We start from the raw sequence: 23,672 nt of genomic DNA on the forward strand, positions 1-23,672 counted from the left end.
GACCGCGGATTGTGGCTGGGCCCTGCATCGATGGCGGCCCATCGATCCGACCTGGCTGCGTTCGTCGATCGTGCTCTGCGCCTCGACGATGCCGCGGTCGTTCGGTTGCGGACTCGCTCACCCGGCTTGCTAACAGCTTGGATGGCAACGGGTTTCGACGTGCTCGCCAGCAGGGTAGTGGTAGGCCGGGTGAGCCCGGACGACATGACGGTCGCCGCGGACGGATTGGGCCGCGGGCTGTCGGCGATGGATGACACCGGCTACGTCGACCCGGGTTTCGCAATGGACTCGTCGTGGCGCAGTGCACTGCCGCCGGAGTCCGGCTTCACCCACCTCGACGACGTGCCGGCCCAGGTGATGCTGGATCTGGCGCAAGAAGGCGCGCGGCTGGCCAGGGAGCACAGCAGCTCGCACGGCCCGCCGGCCTCGCTGCTCGACCAGGAGGTGATCCGGGTCAGCTCGGCCGACACCAGCGTCGGGCTACCGATGCGTTGTGTGTTCGCTTTGACCGCAATGGGTTTCCTGCCGCAGTCAAGGGATGCAATCGACGCGAGCGAAATCATCCGGGTTCGTACCCTTCCGGCCTGGTTGCGTCTGGACGCCCGCTTCGGCTCGGTGTACCGGCGGCGCGGCGAGGCGGCGATGGTGCTGCGCTGAGTGAAGCGGCTCAGGTCCGGTACAGACCGAAAGGCGTCCCGATCCGGGTTATGGTGCGGCACAGGGCATCAAGACGTCCAGTCTTCGACTAGCTTGGCCCAGCGGCGTGAGATCGTCTTGGCTAGCTCACTGCGTCGGCGTCGGGTGCTCACGTCATCGGTTTCGATGGCGCCGACCACCAGCCGGGCGACTTCATCGACTTGGTCAGGCTCCAGTCCGAATTGGACGAGCGCGACGAGGTCTTGTCGGGTGTCTATCTCGTCGGCGAGTTGCGAGCGAGCCAGCAATACGGCCGCGTTCTCCTCACCGACTTCCAGCAGCATCGCAACCAGGCTCGCCTTTTCGACCTTCACGGGGCCGCGTCAGACGGGTCTGCGGATCGCCAACTCAAGACCGTTGTCGCGCATGACAGTTCGGCATTGTTCCGGGGTGTAGTCGAAGTTTTCCAGGTCCTTGATGTAGGAGGCTGGGTCGGCGAGGCCTTCTACGTGTGGAAAGTCCGAACCCATGATGATGCGGTCGACGCCGACGAGCTTGAGCAGGCTGGCCAGTTCGTCCTCGTAGAACGGTGACACCCAGACGTGGCGCTTGAACGTCTCGCGCGGGTCTTCCTGGTAGATGAAGGGGATCTGACCGTAGGACTTCGTCAGCTTCTCGAAGAGGTGGAACACCCACGCCGAGCCGCTCTCGATGGACGCCATGCGCAGGTTGGGGAATCGAAGGAACAGACCGTTGTGCAAATGGTTGGCGAAAGTGTCTTGGATCGGGTCGCCGGAGAACAGCGACCGAAAGCCGAGCAGCGTTTGGAAGGACATCATGTAGTCGGATTCACCCCACGCTGGCATGAACTTCGAGTAGTAGGTCTCGCCCGAGTGGTAGCAGACGGTAATACCCGAATCGTTTGCCAGCCGCCAGAAGTCGTCGAACATCGGGTCACCGGGTGCGCGCGTGCCAACGGCAGTGGTGATCGGTCCCGGGACCATCACGATGAACCGGGCGTCACGTTCCAAAGCCCATTCAAGCTCACGCACCGCGGCATCGGGTTGGCAGAGCGTGATGTAGGGCGCGGCGAAAACACGCTCGCGGTAGGCGAATCCCCAGTCCTCCTCCATCCATCGGTTGAACGCGCGAAACGTCGCCACGGTGGCATCGAAGTCGGGCAACAGCGCCTGTTCCATCCCTACCCCTAGGGTCGGCAGCAGGATGCAACCCTGCATGCCCTGCTCGTCCATCAGCGCCAGTCGCGCGTCACGATCGCGGTACGCGGCAGGGATAGGTTCCAATTCGCCGAACAGTGCGTTCAGGTCGGCGCCCTTGGGGTTGCGGCCGCGAAAGTACTCGTCGAGGGCGCCCGGCTTGCCGACGGGATCGAACGTCGGGTTGGGGATGAACCGGTTGACGCGGCCGCCGACCACCAGACGCTGCTTGCCGTCGATGTGCGCCCACTGGATGGCGCGCTTTTTGAACGTCGGCTCGATGTGGCGGGTAAAGGCATCCAGCGCCTCGTAATAGTGGTTGTCGCAGTCGAAGTAGGTGAATTCCAGATTCTCTGTCATCGTGTGCCTCTCGTGTTGGCGGGACGTTATTTGCGTGGTAGGCCGAGGATCATGGAGGCGATCACGGTCAGCTGTATCTCCGGCGTACCGCCGCCGATGAGTTCGGACGGCATGTCGAAATACGGTCCGATCACGGCGGGTTCGGAATCCTCGTGCATTGCGGCGACGCCCGTGTGGCGCAGCGTGGCGGTGGACGCACGGCGAAGCAGCATGACCAGGGCGTATTTAGCGATGCTCGATGTGGGCCCGGCCGCCCGGCCCTGCACCTGGCGCAGGGTTTCGCGAAGCACCATGGCCTTGATGGCGGACGTGTGCGCCTCGATGTCGCCGAGTGCTTCCAGGACAGCGCCGCGGTCGGGCCCGTCACTGCGGGCGACGTGGCGTAGTGCGGCTGATCGGTCGATGTTGACGTTGTTGGCGATCGCGGTGCGTTCGACCGCCATCGTGGCCACCGCGAGATCCCAACCGGCGCCGGGTGTCCCGACCAGCATGTGGTCGGGGACAAAGACGTCGGTGAAGAAGACCTCGTTGAAGTCATAGCCACCGCTGGCCTGCCTGATGGGCTCGACGGTGATGCCGATTGAGGCCATGTCGATGAGGAAGTAGCTGATGCCGCGGTGCTTGGGCGCGTCGGGGTCGGTGCGCGCGAGCAGGGCACCGAACTGCGCGCGGTCGGCCTGCGAGGTCCAGATCTTGTGTCCGTTGATCAGCCACCCGCCGTCGACTTTCTGGGCGCGCGTTTTCAGGGAGGCGAGGTCGGATCCGGCCTCCGGCTCGCTGAACAGCTGGCACCATCGTTGCGTTCCTCGCAGCATCGGCTCGGCGAATTGCTCTCGCTGCCAGTCGGTTCCGTAGGTGAGGATCGTTGGCAGGATCCACTCGGCGATGCTGAGATAGGGCTTGGGCACATCGGGACGTTTGTCGAACTCTTCGCCGATGATCACCTGCTGTAACGCCGTAGCACCGAGGCCCCACGGAGCGGGCAGGTGCGGGGCCATCAGCCCGCCCTCGGCGAGTAGGTCGCGCTGTTGACCCCAGGCCTGGCCCGGGGTTCGGTCGTCGTCGGCCGGGTGCTCGTTGGGCAGCGCGCGGGCTTGCTCGAGCGTGGCCGCTACCGAGGCGCGGAATTCGCCTTCGACGTCGCCGAGATCGACTGCAGTGCTGCGCCTCTCGCGTAACGCAAGTTCACCGGTTTCGCGGGCCCATCGCGTGATCGATCCGATCGAGGCGGCCAGCGCGATGGCCCGCCGCCAGTACAGGTGTGTGTCGTGTTCCCAGGTGTACCCGATGGCGCCGAACATGAGCATGGCGTCGAGGACGAGGTCGGGTGCCGTCGCGATGGACACCTGCGCAGCCGCCCCGGCGGCGAGCCGCTGTTGCGCGACAGAATCCCCGGCTGCGCGAACCGCGTCCCATGCTGCGGCAGAGGACAATTCGGAATTGACCAGCAATATCGCGGCCTTGTGCTGCAGGGCCTGGAAGGCGCCGACGGGCCGGCCGAACTGCTCACGGTTGCGGATGTACTCGGTCGCCGCTTCCTGGCACCTGCGCACGATGCCCGCCGCAGCACACGCGGCCAGGGCCACCGCGGTGCAACGGGCAGGCGCGCAGGCGATTCCGGACAGCTCGGCACTTGCGGGCACGATGTGACTGGTCAGCGTCAGGACACCGACGTCGGTACTCAAGTCGGTGCCGCGCCGTGGCTCAACCGACATCCCCGGCACCGTGCAGCTCGCATCGAGGGCGAACCAGCGCACGTCGGCCTCCGCGTCGGTGTCGGTATGTACGGCGAGCAGGATACGTTGCGCGCAAAGCATTCCCACGGTCGGTGCGCTGGAGCCGTCGAGTTGCCAGCCATCGTGGTGACGTGTCACGTGGACCATGGAATGCTCGGGCAGTATCGCGATGGCGGTTGCGCCGCGAACGAGATCGGCGAGCAGGGTGGCGCCGGAGCCGTCCGAGAGGTGTGCGACGGCGCTGGCAATCGTGGTGCTCAGCAGCGGGCCGGGCAGCAGGGCCGCTGCGGCGGCCTCGACGAGGCAGCCCAAGTCGGCGAGCGAGCCGCCCTGGCCTCCTACGGCTTCCGGTAGGTGCACCGCGTGAAAGCCGGAGGCGGTGAGTTCCTCCCACCAGGGCGGAATCTCGCCGGCGGCGATCGAGTCGAACGACGCTCTGGTCTTGTCGATCGGCGAATGACGTGCGGCGAAGTCGCCGACGGCAGCGGCCAGTTGCTCCTGATCGGAGGTGATCCCGAATGGCGTCGATCAGTCCCCGAGGCCGAGGATGCGGGCAGCATTGCCGTACAGGAACTTTGGCCACACCGTGTCTTTGAACGGCACTCCGGGCAGCTCGCTGAAGATTCGCTCCAGCGACAGGCCCATGGGGAAGTAGCCGGCGTAGAGCACCTTGTCGGCACCGCGGGAGTTCGCGTAGTCGATGATCGCTTTCGGGTAGTACTTGGGCGCGAAGGCCGAGGTCGAGTAGTAGAGATTCGGCCACTTGAGCATCAGCTTGACCGCGAGGTCTTCCCAGGGTTCGCAGCCGTGGCGGGTGACGAACACTAAGTCGGGGAAGTCGAACATCACCGCGTCTATCCGTGAAACCTCTTGTGGTGCAAAGGGAACGCGGGGGCCGGGAACGCCCGCGCACACGAAGATCGGTATGCCCAGGTCGACGCAGGTTGCGTAGATCGGATACATCTTCGGGTCGTCGATCGCGACCTGCGGGAAGGTGCCCGCCGGGAACACCGAAGTTGCGCGTATTCCGTACTGCTCGTAGTCGCGGCGGATGGCGTTCACCGAACCCATCACGTCATTGGGGTCGGCGATGGCGCCGGAGGGAATGAACCGATCCGGGAACGTCTTCAGCGCTTTCGCGGCGCATGGCTCGGTCACGCCGATCATGGCTTTTTCGATGCCGAACCGATCCATCTGCTGCAGCACCAACGTGACCGGATCGTCCGTCGGCAACCCTGCGGGTACGTCTTTGAACATGTACTCGACGGGGAACTCGAAGTTCTCCTTGGAGTCGCGGTCTTTCGTCTGCCTGCGGATGAAGTCGTACTGAGCGGATCCCTCGTGCGGGAAGCCGATCATCGTGTCGATCACCGGTAAGCCGACGGGTCCGGGCATGGGCATCTCCGATTGGGCGGGTGGAGTGGCGCGCTACATAACCCATAATGAAACACGGTTCTATTTTTATCAAGCACGGCTCCGGCGCCACGGAGGTAAAACTGGTATTACCAGGAAGTCTCCGGCGAAATCTATCTAGTCTTGTTAGAACGCAGTAATATCTAGAGCTCAGTCGGCAACGAAGGAAGAGTCCCGTCCCGTGAGAGCTACCGAACGTCCGAAGGCCGAGATCCTTCCCATCGCCGACATGACCAGCAGTCAGCTCCTGCGGCGGAGCCGAATCATTGAGGCGGTGATCGCCTTGATCGGCGAGGTGGGTGCGGATGCGGTGCAGATGCGCGACGTGGCTCAGCGATCCGGTGTTGCACTCGGCACCGTGTACCGGTACTTCAACTCAAAGGAGCGCCTGCTGGCCGCCGCACTCGAGGATTGGCAGAAGAGGCTGACGCGGCGGGTGATGACACGCGGCGGGCCGACCGGAGACGGCCCGCTACCAGCGGTACTGGACTACCTCCAACGCGCGCAGCGCGCATTTCATCGCAACCCCCGGATGACGGCACTAATGCTCGAGGCTATGACATCCACCGATCCCGAAACCAAGACCGGGATCGACCACATGAGACGGACCAACGTCGAGCTGTTTGACCGGTTACTCGAGGGTATTCCGCAGGAACGCGTAGCCGACGTTAACTTCGGAGTGAACGCGGCGTTGACCAGCGCGCTGATGGCGGTGCTCACCGGGGGCCTCGCCCTGGACGAAGCGCTGCAGCGGGTGGAGTGGGTCGCGCGAACGTTGATCGGATCTGTGGCAGATCACGAGACATGAGGGCATGCACCCATGTCACCATTGCGCCATGGATCCGCCGGTATGCGACCGACTGGCGGACGAGATGTCCCATGCGCAGCCGTAGTAGCGATCGAACGGACAAAAATCTTGGTGCTTCGTAGGCAGGCATCGCCACCGCGTGTCAGGTCGGGTACAGCAACCACAACGGCAAGACGGCATCCAGGTAATCCATAAACTTCTTGAGCCCCACCCGGTATTGCCCGAATCCGTACGGATCTTCGGCATATTCCGGAAACCCGATGCCCAGCCCGAAGAGTCCCGGGGCAAGGATTCCGTTTCTCCTGTTGTAATCCAGCGGGCCCCACTGCGGCGTCTCGGGCAGCTTTCTGCGCTCGAAACCGACGGTGTAGACCACGCGATCGCATTGCGCGAGTTTGTCGTCGAACTCCGGGCTTGATACCCAGCATCTGTCCAGCCGTTCCGGATAGACGCCGTCGATGTTCTCCCGCGCCCACGCGGCCGCGCGGCCTTTCAGGCCGGTGTCGTCGAACAGGATCCAATCATTCAGATACACAGCGTATTTCAGCGGGCTCTGGTAGAAGTTGATCACCCGTGCGACGGGGTTGCGCAGCAGATTCGGCAGCACGATCATCGACGAGTGCGACGAGCCGAAGACGGCCACCGTCGCGCCGTCGAGCGACTGCTCGGCGAGCCGGTCGGGATCCAGTGCGACCTCGACGGCAATCTCCTCGAGGCCGGGATACGCAAGCTTCTTGGGCACCGCACCCACGGCGAGGATCACATTTTCGGAGATGACCTCTTGTTGTCCGGTTTCAATTCTCCACTGCCTGTTGCCCAGAAAAAGCGAGGTCGCTGTTGTCTGAAAGACGTGTACCCGCTCGCGCAGGTGCCCGGTAATCCACACCAGCGGATCGGCCACCAGGTCCAGCGCGCAGGTCTGGGCCGGCTCGACGTCTCGCAGCGGCAGCGGCGGTGCCTCCGAGAACCGAAATGCCGCAGAGCCATTCAGGAAATGCAGAAAGGTTTCGGCGATGGTATTACTCGACACCGCTCGCCACTTCTGGCCGAGATCGCCTGCCGCAAAAGCGGGATCGATCCAGGCGATCTTCTCCGCCGCGATGCCGTGATCTAAAAGCCTTCCCACCGCGGCAATTCCGGCGGGGCCGGCTCCGATCACTGCCCACGCATACGCTGCCATGTAACACATATAGGCCAGCGCGGGCCGCGGCGCGAATCGGCCCCGGTGGAAGGCTAGACCAACCAGGCCGCCGAGTCGGCCGGCAACTGACCGTCGACCAACGGTGCGCTGGCGAAAATGAGTTCGCCGGCGGGCAGTCCCATCGGACGATTTCCGGTATTCAGTGCGCACACCAGGCCGCCTGGCCGCCGGAATACCAGCGCATCGTCGGTCGCCGTCAGCCACTGCAGCTCGACGCCGTCGAATTCGGTACGCTCCCTGCGCAATTTGAGCACCGTGCGGAAAAACGCCAACGTCGAGTCGGGATCCGCGTCCTGTTTTTCGACCGTCAGCGACGCCCAGTCGGCCGGAATCGGCAACCAGGTGTCGGGCGAGCTGGAGAACCCGAACGGGGGAGTGTCGCCCGACCACGGCAGCGGAACCCGAACCTTGTCGCGGCCCCGCTCGGTGTGCCCGGACCGTTCCCAGGTCGGGTCCTGCAGCACCTCTTCGGGCAGGTCCAGTACGTCGGGCAGCCCGAGCTCCTCGCCGTTGTAGATGAACACCGTGCCGGGCAGGGCGAGCATCGCCATCGCCATCGCCCGCGCCCGGCGCAGCCCGACTTCGCCGCCGCCGTAGCGGGTGACCTCACGGTCGATGTCGTGGTTGGACAGCGTCCAGGTCGGAACGGAGTCGTAGATGGCGGTGGCCTTCAGCGAGTTCTCGACGGCGTCGTGAATTTGGTGCGCGTCGAAGGCGACCTTGGTGAGCCGGAAATTGAAGCCGAGATGCAGTTCGTCGGGCCGCAGGTATTCGGCCCAGAGCATGTTGTCCAGCACCCACACTTCGCCGATGGTCACCGCGCCGTCGTACTCGTCGACGATCTTGCGGATCTTGCGATGGATGTCGTGGACGGCCGGGTTGTTGAAACGCGGGTCGTCGTCGCGGTGCGACAACACCTTGACGGCTTCCTGCGCGTCGGGCAGGCCGGCCGGCTTGGCCATCCCGTGTGCCACGTCGATGCGGAAGCCGTCCACCCCGCGCTCCAGCCAGAACCGCAGCGATGCCTCGAAGTCGTCGAAAACCTCGGGGTTTTCCCAGTTCAGGTCCGGCTGGTGGGTGTCGAACAGATGCAGGTAGTACTGGCCGGGATTGCCGTCGGGCTCGACCACTCGCTCCCAGGCCGGCCCGCCGAACACCGACGTCCAGTTGTTGGGGGGCAGTTCCCCGTTGGGCCCCTTGCCGTCGCGGAAGTAATACCGCTCCCGCGCTTCGGTGCCCGGCCCGGCGGCCAGCGCCGCCTGGAACCAGGCGTGCTGGGAGCTGGTGTGGTTGGGCACCACGTCCATGGTGATCTTGATGTTGCGCTCGTGGGCCGCCGCGATCAGCCGTTCGATCGCCGGCATCCCGCCGAACAGCGGGTCGATATCACGCGGATCGGCGACGTCGTAGCCGTGGTCGGCCATCGGCGAGACGGTGACCGGGCTGAGCCAGATCGCGTCGATGCCCAGCTGCACCAGGTAATCCAGGTGCGCGACGATGCCGTCGATGTCACCGACCCCGTCACCGTTGCTGTCGGCGAAGGACCGTGGATAGACCTGGTAAAAGACCGCGTTCGACCACCATGCTGCGGGGCTCATATTGCTCCGTTCGGTTGCGAGGTATCTACAAGGGCGAATTGACGAGTGAGTGAGCAGCCATTTCCAGATAGTTGAGCAGCTCTCGGCGATGCTCGTCGTCGAGAGTCTGCGAGTCGATCGACGCGACGGCGGTGTGCATGCAGCGCAACCACGCATCGCGCTCGATCGGGGTGATCCGGAACGGCGCGTGACGCATCCGCAGCCGCGGGTGGCCGCGCTGGTCGGAATAGGTGCGCGGGCCGCCCCAGTACTGCTCGAGGAACATGCGCAGCCGCTCTTCGGCGCCCTGCAGGTCGTCCAGCGGATACAGCTCACGCAGGATTTCGTCCTCGGGGACCTGGGCATAGAAGCGCGCCACGATCGTTTTGAAGGTCTCGGCACCGCCGACGGCGTCGTAGAAGGACTGTTGTACCTGATCCATCACCCCCCATTGTGGTGCATCGGCATGCCGGCGCAGTCAAACGGGCGGAGTCGCTCCTGCTGTTCACCGGTTCGACACGGCGTGCACCAGCAATTAGGCGTGCGATTGGCGACGAATCATGGTGGACTATCGGCGGAGGATTTATGGCGCAGGGCAAGAGACGCCGCAGCCACCGAAGTTCAGGGGCCGCGGCAGGGCTGACCGGACCCACACCCGCGTCGTCTCTGCATAGTCTTTCCCACCGACCCGCCCCCGGCGCCGATACCCATCCGCCCAACCGGCACGAAAGCGCGTCGATCTGGAGTCGCCGACGGGTTCTGCTGCTGAATTCCACCTACGAGCCGCTCACCGCGCTGCCGATGCGGCGCGCGATCGTGATGGTGATCTGCGGCAAGGCCGACGTGGTGCACCACGACCCATCCGGGCCGGTCATCCACTCGGCGAGCGAGTCGATCCCGGTGCCGTCGGTGATCCAGCTGCGGACCTACGTCCGGGTTCCCTACCGGGCCCGTGTCCCGATGACCCGTGCGGCGCTGATGCACCGCGACCGCTTTTGCTGCGCCTATTGCGGAGCGAAGGCCGACACCGTCGACCACGTCGTGCCGCGCAGCCGCGGCGGCGGCCACTCCTGGGAGAACTGCGTCGCCTGCTGCTCGACCTGTAACCATCGCAAGGGCGACAAGCTGCTCACCGAACTCGGTTGGACACTGCGCCGGGCGCCGCTGCCGCCGACCGGTCAGCACTGGCGTCTGCTGTCCACGGTCAAGGAAATGGATCCGTCCTGGGTCCGATACCTCGGCGAGGGCGCGGCCTGACGGCCAATCTTGTGTCCAAGCGCGCCGCGGGAACACTGCGTGGGATACGGTTTGCGTCGTGAGCGCTATGGAGATCCACCTGTACTTAATTGGAATCCCGGCGTTGCTGGTGATCGTGCTGGCGGCGCTGATCTGGTCGCGCAAGGGGCCGCACCCGGCGACTTACAAGATGTCCGAGCCGTGGACGCATCCGCCGATTCTGTGGGCGGCCACCGACGAATTCGTCGGCCACCCGCACGGACATCACGCATCGGAGTTCTCAGTCGGAGGTGGCGCCAGTGGCACATGGTGAGGTAGCGACGAAAGCGCCGGCGGAACTGCCCGTCGGCTTTGCGATCACCAGCAGCGGACGGGTTTCCGGTGTCACCGAGCCCGGTGAGCTGTCGGTGCATTACCCGTTCCCGATCACCGACCTTGTCGCGATCGACGACGCCCTGAAATACGGCTCGCGCCAGTCGATGACGCGGTTCGCCATCTACCTCGGCGATCTGGGCAGCGACACCGCGGCCCGGGCGCGCGAGATCCTGGCCGACGTGCCGACGCCCAACAACGCGGTGCTACTGGCCGTTTCGCCCGACCAGGCAGTCATCGAGGTGGTCTACGGCTCCGAGGTCCGCGGGCGCGGCGCCGAATCGGCCGCCCCGCTGGGCGTGGCCGCCGCCTCGTCGGCGTTCGAGCAGGGGCACCTGGTCGACGGCCTGGTCAGCGCGATTCGCGTGCTCAGCGCTGGTATCACCCCGGCTTAGAGTCATGAGCCACTGCACGTCCCGGTTCGTGACCACGGGGCGCGCCGTTGCGGCGGTGTCGTTTGCTCTGCTGCTCGTGCTCAGCGGCCTCGGGGTCAGCCCGGCGCTCCTCGCGCCGGCCTTGGCAGAGCCGGGGATGTACGGCGATCCGGCCAAAGCCGCCCAGTACTGGGAGTACCAGACCTACGACAACAACTGCGCGCTGGTGTCGGTGGCCGGCGTGGTCGGCCAGATCACCGGCAGCATGCCCAGTGAGCAGGAGGTCATCGACCTCGCCAGGAACACGCCGAGCGTCAAAGGGGGCGGGCGCACCGTCTACGAAGACGAAAACGGCCACGGCGTCGTCACCGAGGATCTGCCGCCGCTGCTGCTGCACTACGGCATCCACTCCACCATCTCCAGCGATGCCCAAAACGACGCTGCGCTCACCAAGCTGGAGGGCACCCTAGGCTCGGGCCATGCCGTGATGGTGGGCGTCCACGCGCAGACCATCTGGGAAAACGCGCCACCGGGGGCCGACGATCACGAACTCGTGGTGACCGGAATCGACACCGTGAACAGCGTCGCGCATCTCAACGACAGCGGCACCGAACGGGGCCGCGATTTACAGGTGCCCATCTCGCAGTTCATGTCGGCGTGGAGCGCCGACGAATTCGAGATGACGGTGACCTCCGAAACCGTCCAGTAAGGGTGCAGTAGCGCGCGCCGTTACTGCGGACCCGCGTCAAAGGCGCGGGCCCGCAAGGCCCGCTTCACCCCGGCCTGGCCCTCCAGCACCAGGCGGCGCAGCGCCGGGGGCACCTCGGAGTCCGGCGCGGACAGGAACTCGTCGGCGGCGGCGATGCCCTCCTCGCTGATGTTCCAGGACGGGTACAGCCCGATCACCACGGTCTGCGCGACCTCGCTGGAACGGCGCGCCCAGACGCCGGGAATGGCCTGGAAATAGCGCACCGTGAACGGCTTGAGCAATTCAGCCTGGCCGGGCGCCGCGAATCCCCCGACGATCGAGCGGGCCGACGTGTTGGCGACGGTGTCGTCCTCGACCACCGTGGTGAACGCCTGCTCCTTGACCTCTAGCTGGGGCCGGGCCGCGGCAGCCTGGGCGCCGTGGCGCTTGCCGGTCGCGGTCGGGTCGCGTCGCACCTCGGCGTCGATGAATGGCGTCTCGATGCCGTCCGCGTCGATATCGCCGGCGGTGGCCAACGCGGTCACGATGCGCCAGCGCAGGTCGGTGTCGATCTCGAGGCCTGCCAGCCCCAATTCGGACGGATCCCGATCCAGCAGATCGGCCAGCGCCGCGATGTGCCGGTCGGAGAGTACCGACGAGCACAACGTGTTGACGAAGGCGAGCTGGTGATCCGATCCCGGCTCGGCAGCTCGCGCCAACGCCAGTACCCGATCGGCGAACTGCGGCCAGCCGTGCTCGCGGGCCCAGCCCGGCTCGGCGTAAGAGCCCAGCGCGGTCTGCGCCTGCATCAGCAACCGTTGTGCCACACCGACTTCGGTCTCGGCCTGCACACCGCCGGAGACCAGCGCGACGAAGTCGCGGGCACGCAGCTCGGCCTCGCGGGTCATCTCCCACGCGGCCGACCACACCAGCGAGCGGGGCAGTGACTCGGCGATGTCGGCGATGCGCTCCAGCGCGGTCCTCAACGACTGAGGGTCCAGGCGAAGCGAGCAGTAGGTCAGGTCGTCGTCGTTGACCAGAATCAACTTGCCCGACGAAACGCCAACCAGCCCAGGCACTTCCGTCTGTGGACCTTCGACGTCGAGTTCCTCCCGATGCACCCGCACCAGCTTGCCCGCGTCGTTGTCGTCGTAGATCCCGACCGCCAGCCGATGCACCCGGGTCTCACCGGCCCCCGGGGCCGCGCCGCTCTGCGTCACCGCGAAACGGGTGAACTTCCCGTCGGCATCGGTGTCGAATTCGGGCCGCAGCGTGTTGAGCCCGGTGGTTTTCAGCCACTGCTGTCCCCAGTTCGACAGGTCGCGGCCCGAGGCCTGCTCCAGCGCGGACAGCAGGTCGCTGAAGGTGGCGTTGCCGAAGGCATGGGTGCGGAAGTAATCGCGCAGTCCGGCCAGGAAGTGCTCCAGCCCGACGTAGGCCACCAGCTGCTTGAGCACCGACGCGCCCTTGGCGTAGGTGATGCCGTCGAAGTTCACCTCGACCGCGTGCAGATCGGGGATGTCGGCGGCGATGGGATGTGTCGACGGCAACTGGTCCTGGCGGTAAGCCCACGATTTCTCGACGGTCGCGAATGTCGTCCAGGCTGAGGTGTATTCGGTCGACTCGGCCTGACACAGCACTGACGCGAACGTCGCGAACGACTCGTTGAGCCACAGGTCGTCCCACCACGTCATGGTGACCAAGTCGCCGAACCACATGTGCGCCATCTCGTGCAGCACCGTTTCGGCGCGCCGCTCGTAGGAGGCACGGGTGACCTTGCTGCGGAAGACGTAATCCTCGAGGAAGGTCACCGCTCCCGCGTTTTCCATTGCGCCGGCGTTGAATTCGGGAACGAACAGCTGGTCATATTTGCCGAATGCGTACGGCACCCCAAAGTTCTTGTGGTAGAAGCTAAATCCCTGCTTCGTCTCGGTGAACAACCGCTCGGCGTCCATGTGTTCGGCCAGCGAGGACCGGCAGTAAATGCCCAGCGGGATTTCGCCGTGCTCGTCGCGGTAGGAGTCGGTCCACTGTGAGTACGGGCCCGCGATCAGCGCCACCAGATAGGTGCTCATCCGCGGGGTGACCGCAAAACTGTGCACGCCGTTCTCGACCGACGTGGTGGCGCCGTTGGATATCACCTTCCAGTGCGCGGGCGCGGCAACCCGCAGGTCGAACGTCGCCTTGAGGTCGGGCTGGTCGAAGCAGGCGAACATGCGCTTGGCGTCCGCGGTTTCGAACTGCGAGTACAGGTAGGTCTCGTTGTCGACCGGGTCGACGAAGCGATGCAGTCCCTCGCCGGTGTTCGAGTAGCGGCAGTCGGCGTCGACGACGACCACGTTGCGGTCGGCCAGTCCACGCAACGGGATGCCGGTCGACTCGTCGTACCCCGAGACGTCCACGTCGCGCCCGTTGAGGGTGGCACTGCGAACGGTCTGCGCCGACAGGTCGATAACCGTGTCGGCGCCGGCGAGTGCGTCGAACACCACGGTGGTGGTGGAGCGGAAGGTTCGTTCGCCGGGCCCGCCTGAAACACCGTCGGTGACGTCGAGGCTGATCTGGTAGCTGTCGACGGTGATCAGAGCCGCACGTTCGACGGCTTGGTCGCGGGTGAGGTTAGGAAGGGCCACTCGTCCAACTTAATAGCGTCGCGGGCTCACAGTGCGCAACGGGAACACGCGCGCGGCGACTACGGTTGTGCACAACGGTGCTCTAACCGTTTCCGATCTCTTCCGAGAGGACTGCGCAATGTCCGAGAAGGCCCCCGCGAAAGACAAGGCCGATTTCTGGTTCGACCCGCTGTGCCCCTGGGCATGGATCACGTCGCGCTGGATCCTCGAAGTCGAAAAGGTTCGCGACATCGAGGTGAACTTCCATGTGATGAGCCTGGCAGTGCTCAACGAGAACCGCGAAGACCTGCCCGAGCAGTACCGCGAGAACGTGAAGCGGGCCTGGGGTCCGGTGCGGGTGGCGATCGCCGCCGAGCAGGCGCACGGCGCCGAGGTGCTGGCGCCGCTCTACACCGCGATGGGCGCCCAGATTCACAACAAGGGCAACAAGGAGCTCGGTGACGTCATCAAGCTGGCGCTCGACGAGGTCGGTCTGCCGGCCGAGTTGGCCGCCGCCGCCGACAGCGACGCCTACGACGAGGCGCTGCGCAAGAGCCACCACGCCGGCATGGACGCGGTGGGCGACGACGTCGGAACGCCCACCATCCACGTGAACAACGTCGCGTTCTTCGGTCCGGTGCTGTCGCGGATCCCGCGCGGTGAGGAAGCCGGCAAGCTGTGGGACGCGTCGGTGACCTTCGCCGCCTACCCGCACTTCTTCGAGCTCAAGCGGTCGCGCCACGAAAAGCCCGAGTTCGACTGAGCCGTTCGGCGCCGAGTGTGAATTTCACGACGCGACACGCCGGATACGCGTCGCGCGGTTCGCTCTCGGCCGACGGTGGCGGGATTGCCTCGCGGCTCCTGGTGCACAATGACGGTCATGCGCGTCTACCTGGGTTCAGACCACGCTGGATTCGAGCTCAAGCAAGCGATCATCGACCACCTCAAAAAGACCGGGCACGAGCCGATCGACTGCGGTGCCTTCACCTATGACGCGGAGGACGACTACCCGGCGTTCTGTATCGACGCCGCCAGCCGCACGGTGGCCGACCCCGACAGTCTGGGCATTGTGATCGGGGGATCGGGCAACGGCGAGCAGATCGCCGCCAACAAGGTGCCGGGCGCCCGGTGTGCGCTGGCCTGGAGCGTCGAGACCGCGTCGCTGGCGCGTCAGCACAACAACGCACAGCTGATCGGCATCGGCGGCCGGATGCACACCGTGGAGGAGGCGCTGACATTCGTCGACGCCTTCCTCACCACGCCGTGGTCGAAAGCCGAACGCCACCAACGGCGTATCGACATTCTCGACGAATACGAGCGCACTCACCAGGCCCCGCCGGTGCCCGGCGCGCAGGCCTAAGGTGCCCGAAGGGCATACCCTGCACCGCTTGGCCCGGTTGCACCAACGGCGCTTCGGTGGCGCGCCCGTTGCCGTGTCCAGCCCGCAGGGCCGCTTCGCCGATGCGGCGTCGGTGGTCGACGGTCAGGTGCTGCGCAAGTCCAACGCCTGGGGCAAGCACCTGTTCCACCACTACGCCGGCGGCCCGATCGTGCACGTGCATCTGGGTCTCTACGGCACCTTCACCGAATGGCAACGCCGCGACGAGCTTCCCGAACCGGTCGGACAGGTGCGGATGCGGATGGTCGGCGCCGAGTTCGGAACCGACCTGCGCGGCCCGACGGTGTGCGAGGTGATCGACGAGGCTCAGGTCAGCGACGTCGTCGCGAAGCTTGGTCCCGACCCGTTGCGCAGCGACGCCGACCCGGCGTGGGCGTGGAACCGAATCACGAAGTCCCGCAGGCCTATTGGTGCGTTGCTGATGGACCAGGGTGTCATCGCCGGGGTGGGAAATGTGTACCGAAGCGAGTTGTTGTTCCGTCACCGGATCGACCCGTATCGTCCCGGGCGAGGGGTCGGTGAAGCGGAGTTCGACGCCGCATGGACCGACCTGGTCGCGCTGATGAAGGTCGGCTTGCGGGGCGGCAAGATCGTCGTGGTGCGCCCCGAACACGATCACGGCCCTCCGTCGTACGCCCCCGGCCGGCCCCGCACGTATGTCTACCGGCGCGCCGGTGAGGCGTGCCGCGTGTGCGGCGGCCCGATCAGCACGGCAGTCCTCGAGGGCCGCAACGTGTTCTGGTGCCCGAACTGCCAAAAGTGATGCTTTTCGCATTGCCAGGAAACTGACAGCAAGAAACGCTGGCGTCTATAGTTTTCGATCGCGTTATCGTGGGTAGAAGTTGCGCTTGTGAAACCGATACCGCGTTTAGCTGCAACGATTTTCGCGGGAGCCGTGTTGGCTCTGGCGGGCGTGGGTGTGGCGGCCGAGGCTGCCGCACAGCCCGGCCCGTTCCCGCAATGGTGTCCGGGGGAGTGGTGGGACCCGGGCTGGGGCAACAACTGGGACTGGAACAACTGCCATGACTGGCGCGGAGGCCCCCCGCCACCGCCCGGAAACCCGTGGGACCGTGGGCCCGGCTGGGGCCCGCCCGGACCGCCGCCGCCGCCCGGCTGGGGGCCGCCCGGACCGCCGCCGCCGCCGCCCGGCTGGCACCCCTGATTCATGTCCGTCCCGACAACTGCGCCCTGCCGGCATCCGTTCGGCAGGGCGCGGTTATCTCGGGTGACTCAGCTGACGTCGACACCCAGCACGGCGTACACCGCGTTGGACAGGGCGAGGCTGCGTGGGTCCGCGTTGGCCTTGGTGGCGTCGAAGCGGTTCGCCACATACGCGTAGCCGATGCCGTGCTCCAAGTCGACGAAGCCGAACGAGCCACCCAGCCCACCGTGACCGAAGATGCGCGGGTTGGGGCCGTTGACGCACCGCTGGTTGAGCATGTAACCCAGGCCCCAGCCGTGGTCGGCGACGCGCGGGCCGAGCACCAAATCGTTCTCCAGCCCGCCCTGCGACACCCGGATCAGGTCCATGTGTTCGCGGCTGAGCAGCTTCTCCTGGGCTAGCGCGTTGTAGAACGTGGCCAATCCCAGGGCCGACACCTGGCCGTTGGTGCCCGGGAATTCGAGTCGGCGCCACAGCTCGAGGTCGTAGGAGCTGACCTCGTCGTCGGGCGCGAAGCCCATGGCCACCGCCAGCCCCGCCTTGGGGTGGTCGGACAGGCTGGTCGGGTCGCTGGGGATATGAGTGAGCAGGTCGCGCATGTGCGGCTTGTTCACCCGCTCGGCGCAACGCCGTTGCTCGGCGTCGGACAGGCCGATGTGGATGTCGGCGCCCAGCGGCTCGGCGATCTCGGTGCGCAGGTACTGACCGATCGTGCGGCCGGTCGTGCGACGGAAGACCTCGCCACAGATGAAGCCGAAGGTCGTCATGTGGTAGCCCTGCGCGGTCCCCGGCTCCCACCATGGTTCGGCGGCGGCGATCTGTGCGCAGGCGTAGTCCCAGTCGGTGACCTGTTGCCAGCTCATCGGCACCCGCGGCCCGATGACGCCGGATCGGTGGCTCATCACCATGGCCAGCGTGATGTCGTGCTTGCCGGCTTGGCCGAACTCGGGCCAATAGCGCGCTACCGGCGCGTGCAGGTCCAGTTCCCCGCGGTCGACGAGCTGGTGCACGCAAGTCGCTGACAGGCCCTTGGTGCCGGACAGCACCGTGGTCAGCGTGTCTTGCTCCCACGGCCGCGTGCCGGCCGCGTCGGCCCAGCCACCCCAGAGGTTGACGACGAGGTCCCCGTCGACCCAGACCGCGACGGCCGCGCCTTGCTCCAGACGCTCGGCAAAGTTGCGCTCGAACGCGTCGCGGACTCCGGCGAAGTCCGACGCGCACGAGCCCTTAATGTCCACGTCCAGTTTCAGGTCGCTCATGGCGCCTTTCTGTGGAGCACTACTTACCCGGAGCGGGCGACGGGAATCGAACCCGCGTAGCTAGTTTGGAAGACTAGGGCTCTACCATTGAGCTACGCCCGCATGTATTAGTCGAGCGTGACTTTATCTGGCGGCGAACATCAAATCTAATCGACGCGGCCTTGTGACCGCTCTGTTAGGTCTGCGAGGCCGTTGGTGGGCCGACGCCGTCGCGCCGTAGGATCGCGAGGTCAGCGCGGGGTGTAGCGCAGCTTGGTAGCGCATCCGCTTTGGGAGCGGAAGGCCGCAGGTTCAAATCCTGTCACCCCGACCACGCGCCGCACCACCGAAAACAAAGAACGAGGAGCACATCCGTGAAGAGCAGCGTCGAGCAGTTGAGCCCCACCCGGGTGCGCATCAACGTGGAGGTGCCGTTCACCGAACTCGAGCCCGACTTCCAGCGCGCTTACAAGGAACTGGCCAGGCAGGTCCGGCTGCCCGGGTTTCGCCCCGGCAAGGTGCCGATGAAGTTGCTGGAGGCGCGCTTCGGCCGCGAGGAGATGCTCGACCAGGTCGTCAACGAGGCGCTGCCCACCCGGTATGGACAAGCGGTCACCGAGACCGAGGTGCACCCGATCGGCCGGCCCGAAATCGAGGTGACCAAGAAGGAGTACGGCGAGGACCTCGCATTCACCGCCGAGGTCGATGTCCGTCCCAAGATCACCCTCCCGGACCTCAGCGCGCTGAAGGTGTCGGTGGACCCGATCGCGGTCAGCGACGACGACGTCGACGCCGAGCTGCAGTCGCTGCGGGCCCGGTTCGGCACCCTGACCGGAGTGGACCGTCCGGCGGCCGACGGCGACTTCGTCTCGATCGACCTGTCGGCGACGATCGACGGCGAAGAGGTTCCGGGCGCCGCCGCGCAGGGCCTGTCGCATGAGGTTGGCTCCGGCCGGCTGATCGAAGGCCTCGATGAGGCGATCGTCGGGCTGTCCGTCGACGAGTCCAAGGAATTCACCGCCAAGCTGGCCACCGGCGAACACGCCGGTAAGGACGCGTTGGTGACCGTTACCGTCAAGACCATCAAGCAACGCGAACTGCCCGAGCCGGACGACGAATTCGCGCAATTGGCAAGCGAATTCGACACGATCGAGGAGTTGCGCAGCAACCTGCGCGAGCAAGTGGCCAACCTCAAGCGCGCCGAGCAGGCGGGCAAGATCCAGGAAGCCACGATGGACGCCCTGCTCGAGCAGGTCGAGGTGCCACTGCCGGAGGGCATCGTTGCCGAGCAGTTCGACAGCGCCATGCACGGCGCCATCGACAGCGTCAACCATGACGAAGCCAAGTTCGCCGAGGTGCTTGCCGAGCAGGGCAAGACGCGCGAGGAGTTCGAAACCGAGACCCGCACCGCGGTCGAGAAGGACGTCCAGCGCCAGCTGTTGTTCGACGCGCTGGCCGATGAATTGGAAGTCCAGGTCGGCCAGGACGACCTGACCGAGCGACTGGTGGCGACATCGCGGCAGTACGGCATCGAGCCGCAACAGCTGTTCTCCTACCTTCAGGAAAACAACCAGCTGCCGGCCATGTTCGCCGACGTGCGGCGCGGTCTGGCCATCGCCGCGGTGGTTTCCAAGGCAACCGTCACCGACACCGACGGCAACACCATCGACACGAGCGAGTTCTTCCCGGACCGCACGAAGAACGCCGATGCGCAGGACGCGCAGGACGCCGACGACGCGGCCGACGAGACCAGCGAGGAATGATCCAACCGTGACGCTGTGAGCGAACGCGCCCGTTTCGGGGGTGCGTGGCCGCGAAACGGTGCGCTTGGTTGGTTAGTGTCGTCAGTACAGATCGCAAAGAAAGCAGGTAATTCAGTCGTGACTGATATGCGTTCGAATTCGGTGGGTCTCAACCTCACGGACTCGGTCTATGAGCGCTTGCTCTCCGAGCGCATCATCTTCCTGGGTTCGGAGGTGAACGACGAGGTCGCCAACCGGTTGTGCGCGCAGATTCTGCTGCTCGCCGCCGAGGACGGCGACAAGGACATCAACCTCTACATCAACTCCCCGGGCGGATCGATCAGCGCGGGGATGGCGATTTACGACACGATGGTGCTGGCGCCGTGCGACATCGCCACCTACGCGATGGGCATGGCCGCCTCGATGGGCGAGTTCCTGTTGGCGGCGGGGACCAAGGGCAAGCGCTACGCGCTGCCGCACGCCCGCATCCTGATGCACCAGCCGCTGGGTGGGGTGACCGGTAGCGCGGCCGACATCGCCATCCAGGCCGAGCAGTTCCACGTCATCAAGAAGGAGATGTTCCGGCTGAACGCGGAGTTCACCGGTCAGTCGATCGAGCGCATCGAGGCCGACTCCGATCGCGACCGGTGGTTCACCGCGCAGGAGGCCCTGGAATACGGCTTCGTCGACCACATCATCACCCGCGCCGCCCACATCACCAATGGAGAAGCCCGATGAGTTTCCAGAACCCCGAAACCCAGCCCCAGGCGCGCTACATTCTGCCGTCGTTCATCGAGCACTCGAGCTTCGGCGTCAAGGAGTCCAACCCGTACAACAAGCTGTTCGAGGAACGCATCATCTTCCTCGGCGTGCAGGTCGACGACGCCTCGGCGAACGACATCATGGCGCAGTTGCTGGTGTTGGAGTCGCTGGACCCCGACCGCGACATCACCATGTACATCAACTCGCCCGGTGGCGGATTCACCTCGCTGATGGCGATTTACGACACCATGCAGTACGTGCGCGCCGACATTCAGACGGTGTGCCTGGGTCAGGCCGCCTCGGCCGCGGCGGTGCTGCTGGCCGCCGGCACGCCGGGCAAGCGGATGGCGCTGCCCAACGCGCGGGTGCTGATCCACCAGCCCTCGCTGCAGGGTGTGATCCAGGGGCAGTTCTCCGACTTGGAGATCCAGGCCGCCGAGATCGAGCGGATGCGCACGCTGATGGAGACGACGCTGGCCCGGCACACCAACAAGGAGCCCTCGGTCATCCGCAAGGACACCGACCGCGACAAGATCCTGACCGCCGAAGAGGCCAAGGATTACGGGATCATCGACACCGTTCTCGAGTACCGGAAGCTGTCCGCGCAGACCGCGTGAGTTTCCGCCGAACGTGCGCTCACTGCGAATTTTCGGCTGATTTTTCGCGCTGAGTGCACGCTCGGCGAACATCGGCAATGTCCTTGATGTCCTTCGGCCCGACCCGGCAGCATCCGCCGACGATGCGCGCGCCGGCGGAGATCCACTGCCCGGCGAGCTCGGCGGAGAAGCGCGACGTTCCGGTCCACCCGCGACCGTCCCATCGTTCGCCGCTGTTCGGGTAGACGATCACCGGTTTGCCGAGCGTCGAGGCGATCTCGATGGCTCCCAGCACGTCGTCCGGTGCGCAGCAATTGACACCGACCGCGACGATCTCGTCGACCCCGGCAGCGACCGCGAACGCCTCGGCGAGCGGTTGGCCGGCACGCGTAGCCGGCCCGTCGATCGTGTAGCTGAGCCAGGCCGGCACGCCGACCGTACGCACCAGCTCGACCAGTGCCTCGGCCTCGTCGGCGTCCGGCACGGTTTCGCATGCCAGCACGTCGGCGCCCGCTGCGGCCAGGGTTTCGAGTCGCGGCCGATGCCAGCGCCTCAGCGCCTCAACCGTGAGGCCGTAGCGACCGCGGTATTCGGATCCGTCGGCCAGCGCCGCGCCATAGGGCCCGACCGAGGCGGCGACGAGAAGGCCGTCGGCGCCGTTCTCGTCGCGCGCCAGCCGGGCGAGTTCGACACTGCGGCGCAACAATTCGCCCGCGCGGTCGCGGTCAAACCCGCGGGCCGCAAAGCCGTCGAAGGACGCCTGATAGCTCGCGGTCGTCGCGATCGCGGCGCCCGCCCGAAAGTAGGCGGCATGCACCGCGACGATTTCCTCCGGGGCATCGGCCAGCAGCCGCGCCGACCACAGCGGGTCGGACAGGTCGTGACCGCGTGCTTCCAGCTCGGTGGCCAGGCCGCCATCGCTGATCAGGACCGATTCGCCCGCCCCGAAAATTCCCCCAGCCAATCCCACCCGGCCACTGTATGGTGGTGGCCTGGCAACCAGCCCGTTTGGTGTTAGCAGCCTCGGTGGGGTAACGACCGCGACACGCCAAAGACACGGAAAGCGCGTCTGCGGCAGTGACGGGGGTTGTCGGGCTATATGTTTTCGGACAGGCATGAATACCACCGACGCGATTCGGCGCTAATGGTCGCGGCGGGCCCGATCCAACGGGTAGCGTCGGGGGAATACATGCGGCACGTTAAAAGACGTACGGCAACAGGAAGTAGGCACTGAGGCACCATGGCGCGCATCGGAGACGGCGGTGATCTGCTGAAGTGCTCGTTCTGCGGAAAGAGTCAAAAGCAGGTCAAGAAACTCATTGCGGGCCCCGGGGTCTACATCTGCGATGAGTGCATTGATCTTTGTAACGAGATCATCGAAGAGGAGCTGGCTGACGCCGACGACGTCAAGCTCGACGAGCTCCCCAAGCCCGCTGAGATCCGGGAGTTCCTCGAGGGCTACGTGATCGGGCAGGACACCGCCAAGCGCACGCTGGCCGTCGCGGTCTACAACCACTACAAGCGAATTCAGGCCGGCGAAAAGGGTCGTGACTCCCGGTGCGAGCCGGTCGAGCTGACCAAGTCCAACATCTTGATGCTCGGCCCCACCGGCTGCGGCAAGACCTACCTGGCCCAGACGCTGGCCAAGATGCTCAACGTGCCGTTCGCCATCGCCGACGCCACCGCGTTGACCGAAGCCGGTTACGTCGGTGAGGACGTCGAGAACATTCTGCTCAAGCTGATCCAGGCCGCCGACTACGACGTCAAGCGCGCCGAGACCGGCATCATCTACATCGACGAGGTCGACAAGATCGCCCGTAAGAGCGAGAACCCGTCGATCACTCGCGATGTCTCCGGCGAGGGCGTGCAGCAGGCCCTGCTGAAGATCCTGGAGGGCACGCAGGCGTCGGTTCCGCCGCAGGGCGGCCGCAAGCACCCGCACCAGGAGTTCATCCAGATCGACACCACCAACGTGCTGTTCATCGTCGCGGGTGCGTTCGCCGGTCTGGAGAAGATCATCTACGAGCGCGTCGGCAAGCGCGGCCTGGGCTTCGGTGCCGAGGTCCGTTCCAAGGCCGAGATCGACACCACGGACCACTTCGCCGAAGTGATGCCCGAGGACCTGATCAAGTTCGGTCTGATCCCCGAGTTCATCGGCCGGCTCCCGGTCGTCGCCTCGGTCACCAACCTCGACATGGAGTCGCTGGTCAAGATCCTGTCCGAGCCCAAGAACGCGTTGGTCAAGCAATACACCCGCCTGTTCGAGATGGACGGTGTCGAGCTGGAGTTCAGCGACGACGCGCTCGAGGCGATCGCGGACCAGGCGATTCACCGCGGCACCGGCGCCCGTGGCCTGCGCGCCATCATGGAAGAGGTGCTGCTGCCGGTGATGTACGACATCCCGAGCCGCGACGACGTCGCCAAGGTGGTCGTGACCAAGGAGACCGTGCAGGACAACGTCTTGCCGACGATCGTGCCGCGCAAGCCGTCGCGCACCGAGCGCCGCGACAAGAGCGCCTAGCTAGGACTCGGGCACGCCCGTTCCG

At 65.6% G+C, this 23,672-nt stretch carries 24 protein-coding genes and 2 tRNA genes; 15 read left to right on the forward strand and 11 right to left on the reverse strand.

Going from position 1 to position 23,672, the window contains the following annotated elements; translation table 11 throughout:
• Positions 1 to 30 precede the first annotated feature (30 nt).
• Complete coding sequence (locus ACAG21_RS06160) at positions 31 to 657, forward strand: hypothetical protein (protein ID WP_370495093.1); 627 nt, start codon at positions 31 to 33, stop codon at positions 655 to 657.
• Between the two features lie 68 nt (positions 658 to 725).
• Here the strand turns inward: ACAG21_RS06160 and ACAG21_RS06165 are convergent, their stop codons facing one another.
• The 4 genes from ACAG21_RS06165 to ACAG21_RS06180 are packed head-to-tail and all read right to left on the reverse strand — an operon-like array spanning position 726 to position 5,344.
• A complete protein-coding gene (locus ACAG21_RS06165) occupies positions 726 to 1,010 on the reverse strand; it encodes a hypothetical protein (protein WP_370495094.1) in 285 nt (94 codons plus the stop codon).
• A gap of 9 nt (positions 1,011 to 1,019) precedes the next feature.
• A complete protein-coding gene (locus ACAG21_RS06170; protein WP_370495095.1) occupies positions 1,020 to 2,213 on the reverse strand; it encodes an amidohydrolase family protein in 1,194 nt (397 codons plus the stop codon).
• A 26-nt stretch (positions 2,214 to 2,239) separates the two neighbouring features.
• Positions 2,240 to 4,462 (reverse strand): acyl-CoA dehydrogenase family protein, encoded by a 2,223-nt coding sequence (locus tag ACAG21_RS06175; protein WP_370495465.1) that lies wholly within the window; start codon positions 4,460 to 4,462, stop codon positions 2,240 to 2,242.
• Between the two features lie 15 nt (positions 4,463 to 4,477).
• Positions 4,478 to 5,344 (reverse strand): amidohydrolase family protein, encoded by an 867-nt coding sequence (locus ACAG21_RS06180; RefSeq protein ID WP_370495096.1) that lies wholly within the window; start codon positions 5,342 to 5,344, stop codon positions 4,478 to 4,480.
• Positions 5,345 to 5,543: 199 nt separating this feature from the next.
• On the opposite strand from ACAG21_RS06180, the gene ACAG21_RS06185 reads away from it, so the two are divergent.
• Complete coding sequence (locus ACAG21_RS06185; protein ID WP_370495097.1) at positions 5,544 to 6,170, forward strand: TetR family transcriptional regulator; 627 nt, start codon at positions 5,544 to 5,546, stop codon at positions 6,168 to 6,170.
• A gap of 142 nt (positions 6,171 to 6,312) precedes the next feature.
• Here the strand turns inward: ACAG21_RS06185 and ACAG21_RS06190 are convergent, their stop codons facing one another.
• From ACAG21_RS06190 to ACAG21_RS06200, 3 genes are all read right to left on the reverse strand, one after another.
• Positions 6,313 to 7,329 carry a pyridine nucleotide-disulfide oxidoreductase gene (locus tag ACAG21_RS06190; protein WP_370495466.1) on the reverse strand — a complete coding sequence of 339 codons (1,017 nt, stop codon included), beginning with the start codon at positions 7,327 to 7,329 and terminating at the stop codon, positions 6,313 to 6,315.
• Between the two features lie 74 nt (positions 7,330 to 7,403).
• Positions 7,404 to 8,969: a glycoside hydrolase family 13 protein gene (locus ACAG21_RS06195; protein WP_370495098.1), complete on the reverse strand. Its 1,566-nt coding sequence runs from the start codon at positions 8,967 to 8,969 to the stop codon at positions 7,404 to 7,406.
• Between the two features lie 25 nt (positions 8,970 to 8,994).
• Positions 8,995 to 9,390, reverse strand: a complete 396-nt coding sequence (locus ACAG21_RS06200; protein WP_370495099.1) for a globin — start codon at positions 9,388 to 9,390, stop codon at positions 8,995 to 8,997.
• Between the two features lie 143 nt (positions 9,391 to 9,533).
• On the opposite strand from ACAG21_RS06200, the gene ACAG21_RS06205 reads away from it, so the two are divergent.
• The 4 genes from ACAG21_RS06205 to ACAG21_RS06220 all read left to right on the forward strand — a co-directional run bounded on the left by ACAG21_RS06205 (position 9,534) and on the right by ACAG21_RS06220 (position 11,639).
• Positions 9,534 to 10,205, forward strand: a complete 672-nt coding sequence (locus ACAG21_RS06205; RefSeq protein WP_370495100.1) for an HNH endonuclease — start codon at positions 9,534 to 9,536, stop codon at positions 10,203 to 10,205.
• Positions 10,206 to 10,272: 67 nt separating this feature from the next.
• A complete protein-coding gene (locus tag ACAG21_RS06210; protein WP_370495467.1) occupies positions 10,273 to 10,497 on the forward strand; it encodes a hypothetical protein in 225 nt (74 codons plus the stop codon).
• Positions 10,484 to 10,951: a DUF5130 domain-containing protein gene (locus ACAG21_RS06215; RefSeq protein ID WP_370495101.1), complete on the forward strand. Its 468-nt coding sequence runs from the start codon at positions 10,484 to 10,486 to the stop codon at positions 10,949 to 10,951. Before ACAG21_RS06210 ends, ACAG21_RS06215 begins: the two co-directional genes overlap by 14 nt.
• Positions 10,952 to 10,955: 4 nt before the next feature.
• Positions 10,956 to 11,639, forward strand: a complete 684-nt coding sequence (locus ACAG21_RS06220; RefSeq protein ID WP_370495102.1) for a hypothetical protein — start codon at positions 10,956 to 10,958, stop codon at positions 11,637 to 11,639.
• A gap of 20 nt (positions 11,640 to 11,659) precedes the next feature.
• Here ACAG21_RS06220 and pepN read toward each other — a convergent pair whose 3' ends face one another.
• Entirely contained in the window at positions 11,660 to 14,248 is a 2,589-nt protein-coding gene (gene pepN / locus ACAG21_RS06225; protein ID WP_370495103.1) for an aminopeptidase N, read from the reverse strand.
• A 118-nt stretch (positions 14,249 to 14,366) separates the two neighbouring features.
• On the opposite strand from pepN, the gene ACAG21_RS06230 reads away from it, so the two are divergent.
• From ACAG21_RS06230 to ACAG21_RS06245, 4 genes are all read left to right on the forward strand, one after another.
• Positions 14,367 to 14,990, forward strand: a complete 624-nt coding sequence (locus ACAG21_RS06230; RefSeq protein ID WP_370495104.1) for a DsbA family protein — start codon at positions 14,367 to 14,369, stop codon at positions 14,988 to 14,990.
• Between the two features lie 117 nt (positions 14,991 to 15,107).
• Positions 15,108 to 15,587, forward strand: a complete 480-nt coding sequence (locus tag ACAG21_RS06235; RefSeq protein ID WP_370495105.1) for a ribose-5-phosphate isomerase — start codon at positions 15,108 to 15,110, stop codon at positions 15,585 to 15,587.
• A 1-nt stretch (position 15,588) separates the two neighbouring features.
• Entirely contained in the window at positions 15,589 to 16,389 is an 801-nt protein-coding gene (locus tag ACAG21_RS06240; protein WP_370495106.1) for an Fpg/Nei family DNA glycosylase, read from the forward strand.
• Between the two features lie 132 nt (positions 16,390 to 16,521).
• Positions 16,522 to 16,788 carry a hypothetical protein gene (locus tag ACAG21_RS06245; protein ID WP_370495107.1) on the forward strand — a complete coding sequence of 89 codons (267 nt, stop codon included), beginning with the start codon at positions 16,522 to 16,524 and terminating at the stop codon, positions 16,786 to 16,788.
• A 68-nt stretch (positions 16,789 to 16,856) separates the two neighbouring features.
• Here the strand turns inward: ACAG21_RS06245 and ACAG21_RS06250 are convergent, their stop codons facing one another.
• Positions 16,857 to 18,047: a serine hydrolase domain-containing protein gene (locus ACAG21_RS06250; protein ID WP_370495108.1), complete on the reverse strand. Its 1,191-nt coding sequence runs from the start codon at positions 18,045 to 18,047 to the stop codon at positions 16,857 to 16,859.
• Positions 18,048 to 18,078: 31 nt separating this feature from the next.
• A tRNA-Gly gene (locus tag ACAG21_RS06255) sits at positions 18,079 to 18,149 on the reverse strand.
• 134 nt (positions 18,150 to 18,283) lie between these two features.
• Here ACAG21_RS06255 and ACAG21_RS06260 point away from each other — a divergent pair.
• From ACAG21_RS06260 to clpP2, 4 genes are all read left to right on the forward strand, one after another.
• Positions 18,284 to 18,360: transfer RNA gene (locus ACAG21_RS06260), tRNA-Pro, on the forward strand.
• Positions 18,361 to 18,400: 40 nt separating this feature from the next.
• The gene (tig, locus tag ACAG21_RS06265; RefSeq protein WP_370495109.1) at positions 18,401 to 19,789 is read left to right on the forward strand and encodes a trigger factor; all 1,389 of its coding nucleotides are present in this window, start codon (positions 18,401 to 18,403) and stop codon (positions 19,787 to 19,789) included.
• Between the two features lie 126 nt (positions 19,790 to 19,915).
• Complete coding sequence (locus ACAG21_RS06270) at positions 19,916 to 20,506, forward strand: ATP-dependent Clp protease proteolytic subunit (protein ID WP_096441443.1); 591 nt, start codon at positions 19,916 to 19,918, stop codon at positions 20,504 to 20,506.
• Entirely contained in the window at positions 20,503 to 21,147 is a 645-nt protein-coding gene (clpP2, locus tag ACAG21_RS06275; protein WP_096289341.1) for an ATP-dependent CLP protease proteolytic subunit ClpP2, read from the forward strand. The genes ACAG21_RS06270 and clpP2 overlap by 4 nt, the downstream gene beginning before the upstream one ends.
• Positions 21,148 to 21,166: 19 nt before the next feature.
• Here the strand turns inward: clpP2 and mmuM are convergent, their stop codons facing one another.
• A complete protein-coding gene (gene mmuM / locus ACAG21_RS06280; RefSeq protein ID WP_370495468.1) occupies positions 21,167 to 22,078 on the reverse strand; it encodes a homocysteine S-methyltransferase in 912 nt (303 codons plus the stop codon).
• A 288-nt stretch (positions 22,079 to 22,366) separates the two neighbouring features.
• Here mmuM and clpX point away from each other — a divergent pair, with 288 nt between their 5' ends.
• Positions 22,367 to 23,647, forward strand: a complete 1,281-nt coding sequence (gene clpX, locus ACAG21_RS06285) for an ATP-dependent Clp protease ATP-binding subunit ClpX (RefSeq protein WP_036470433.1) — start codon at positions 22,367 to 22,369, stop codon at positions 23,645 to 23,647.
• Positions 23,648 to 23,672: the final 25 nt, after the last annotated feature.

Source organism: Mycobacterium sp. pR1184 (assembly GCF_041287235.1).
GTDB lineage: Bacteria > Actinomycetota > Actinomycetes > Mycobacteriales > Mycobacteriaceae > Mycobacterium.

Coding starts and splice junctions, on each gene's coding strand:
- ACAG21_RS06160 (WP_370495093.1), top strand. CDS start 31: ATGGCGGCCCATCGATCCGACCTGGCTGCGTTCGTCGATCGTGCTCTG.
- ACAG21_RS06170 (WP_370495095.1), bottom strand. CDS start 2,213: ATGACAGAGAATCTGGAATTCACCTACTTCGACTGCGACAACCACTAT.
- ACAG21_RS06180 (WP_370495096.1), bottom strand. CDS start 5,344: ATGCCCGGACCCGTCGGCTTACCGGTGATCGACACGATGATCGGCTTC.
- ACAG21_RS06195 (WP_370495098.1), bottom strand. CDS start 8,969: ATGAGCCCCGCAGCATGGTGGTCGAACGCGGTCTTTTACCAGGTCTAT.
- ACAG21_RS06200 (WP_370495099.1), bottom strand. CDS start 9,390: ATGGATCAGGTACAACAGTCCTTCTACGACGCCGTCGGCGGTGCCGAG.
- ACAG21_RS06205 (WP_370495100.1), top strand. CDS start 9,534: ATGGCGCAGGGCAAGAGACGCCGCAGCCACCGAAGTTCAGGGGCCGCG.
- ACAG21_RS06210 (WP_370495467.1), top strand. CDS start 10,273: ATGGAGATCCACCTGTACTTAATTGGAATCCCGGCGTTGCTGGTGATC.
- ACAG21_RS06220 (WP_370495102.1), top strand. CDS start 10,956: ATGAGCCACTGCACGTCCCGGTTCGTGACCACGGGGCGCGCCGTTGCG.
- ACAG21_RS06230 (WP_370495104.1), top strand. CDS start 14,367: ATGTCCGAGAAGGCCCCCGCGAAAGACAAGGCCGATTTCTGGTTCGAC.
- ACAG21_RS06235 (WP_370495105.1), top strand. CDS start 15,108: ATGCGCGTCTACCTGGGTTCAGACCACGCTGGATTCGAGCTCAAGCAA.
- ACAG21_RS06250 (WP_370495108.1), bottom strand. CDS start 18,047: ATGAGCGACCTGAAACTGGACGTGGACATTAAGGGCTCGTGCGCGTCG.
- ACAG21_RS06270 (WP_096441443.1), top strand. CDS start 19,916: ATGCGTTCGAATTCGGTGGGTCTCAACCTCACGGACTCGGTCTATGAG.
- clpP2 (WP_096289341.1), top strand. CDS start 20,503: ATGAGTTTCCAGAACCCCGAAACCCAGCCCCAGGCGCGCTACATTCTG.
- clpX (WP_036470433.1), top strand. CDS start 22,367: ATGGCGCGCATCGGAGACGGCGGTGATCTGCTGAAGTGCTCGTTCTGC.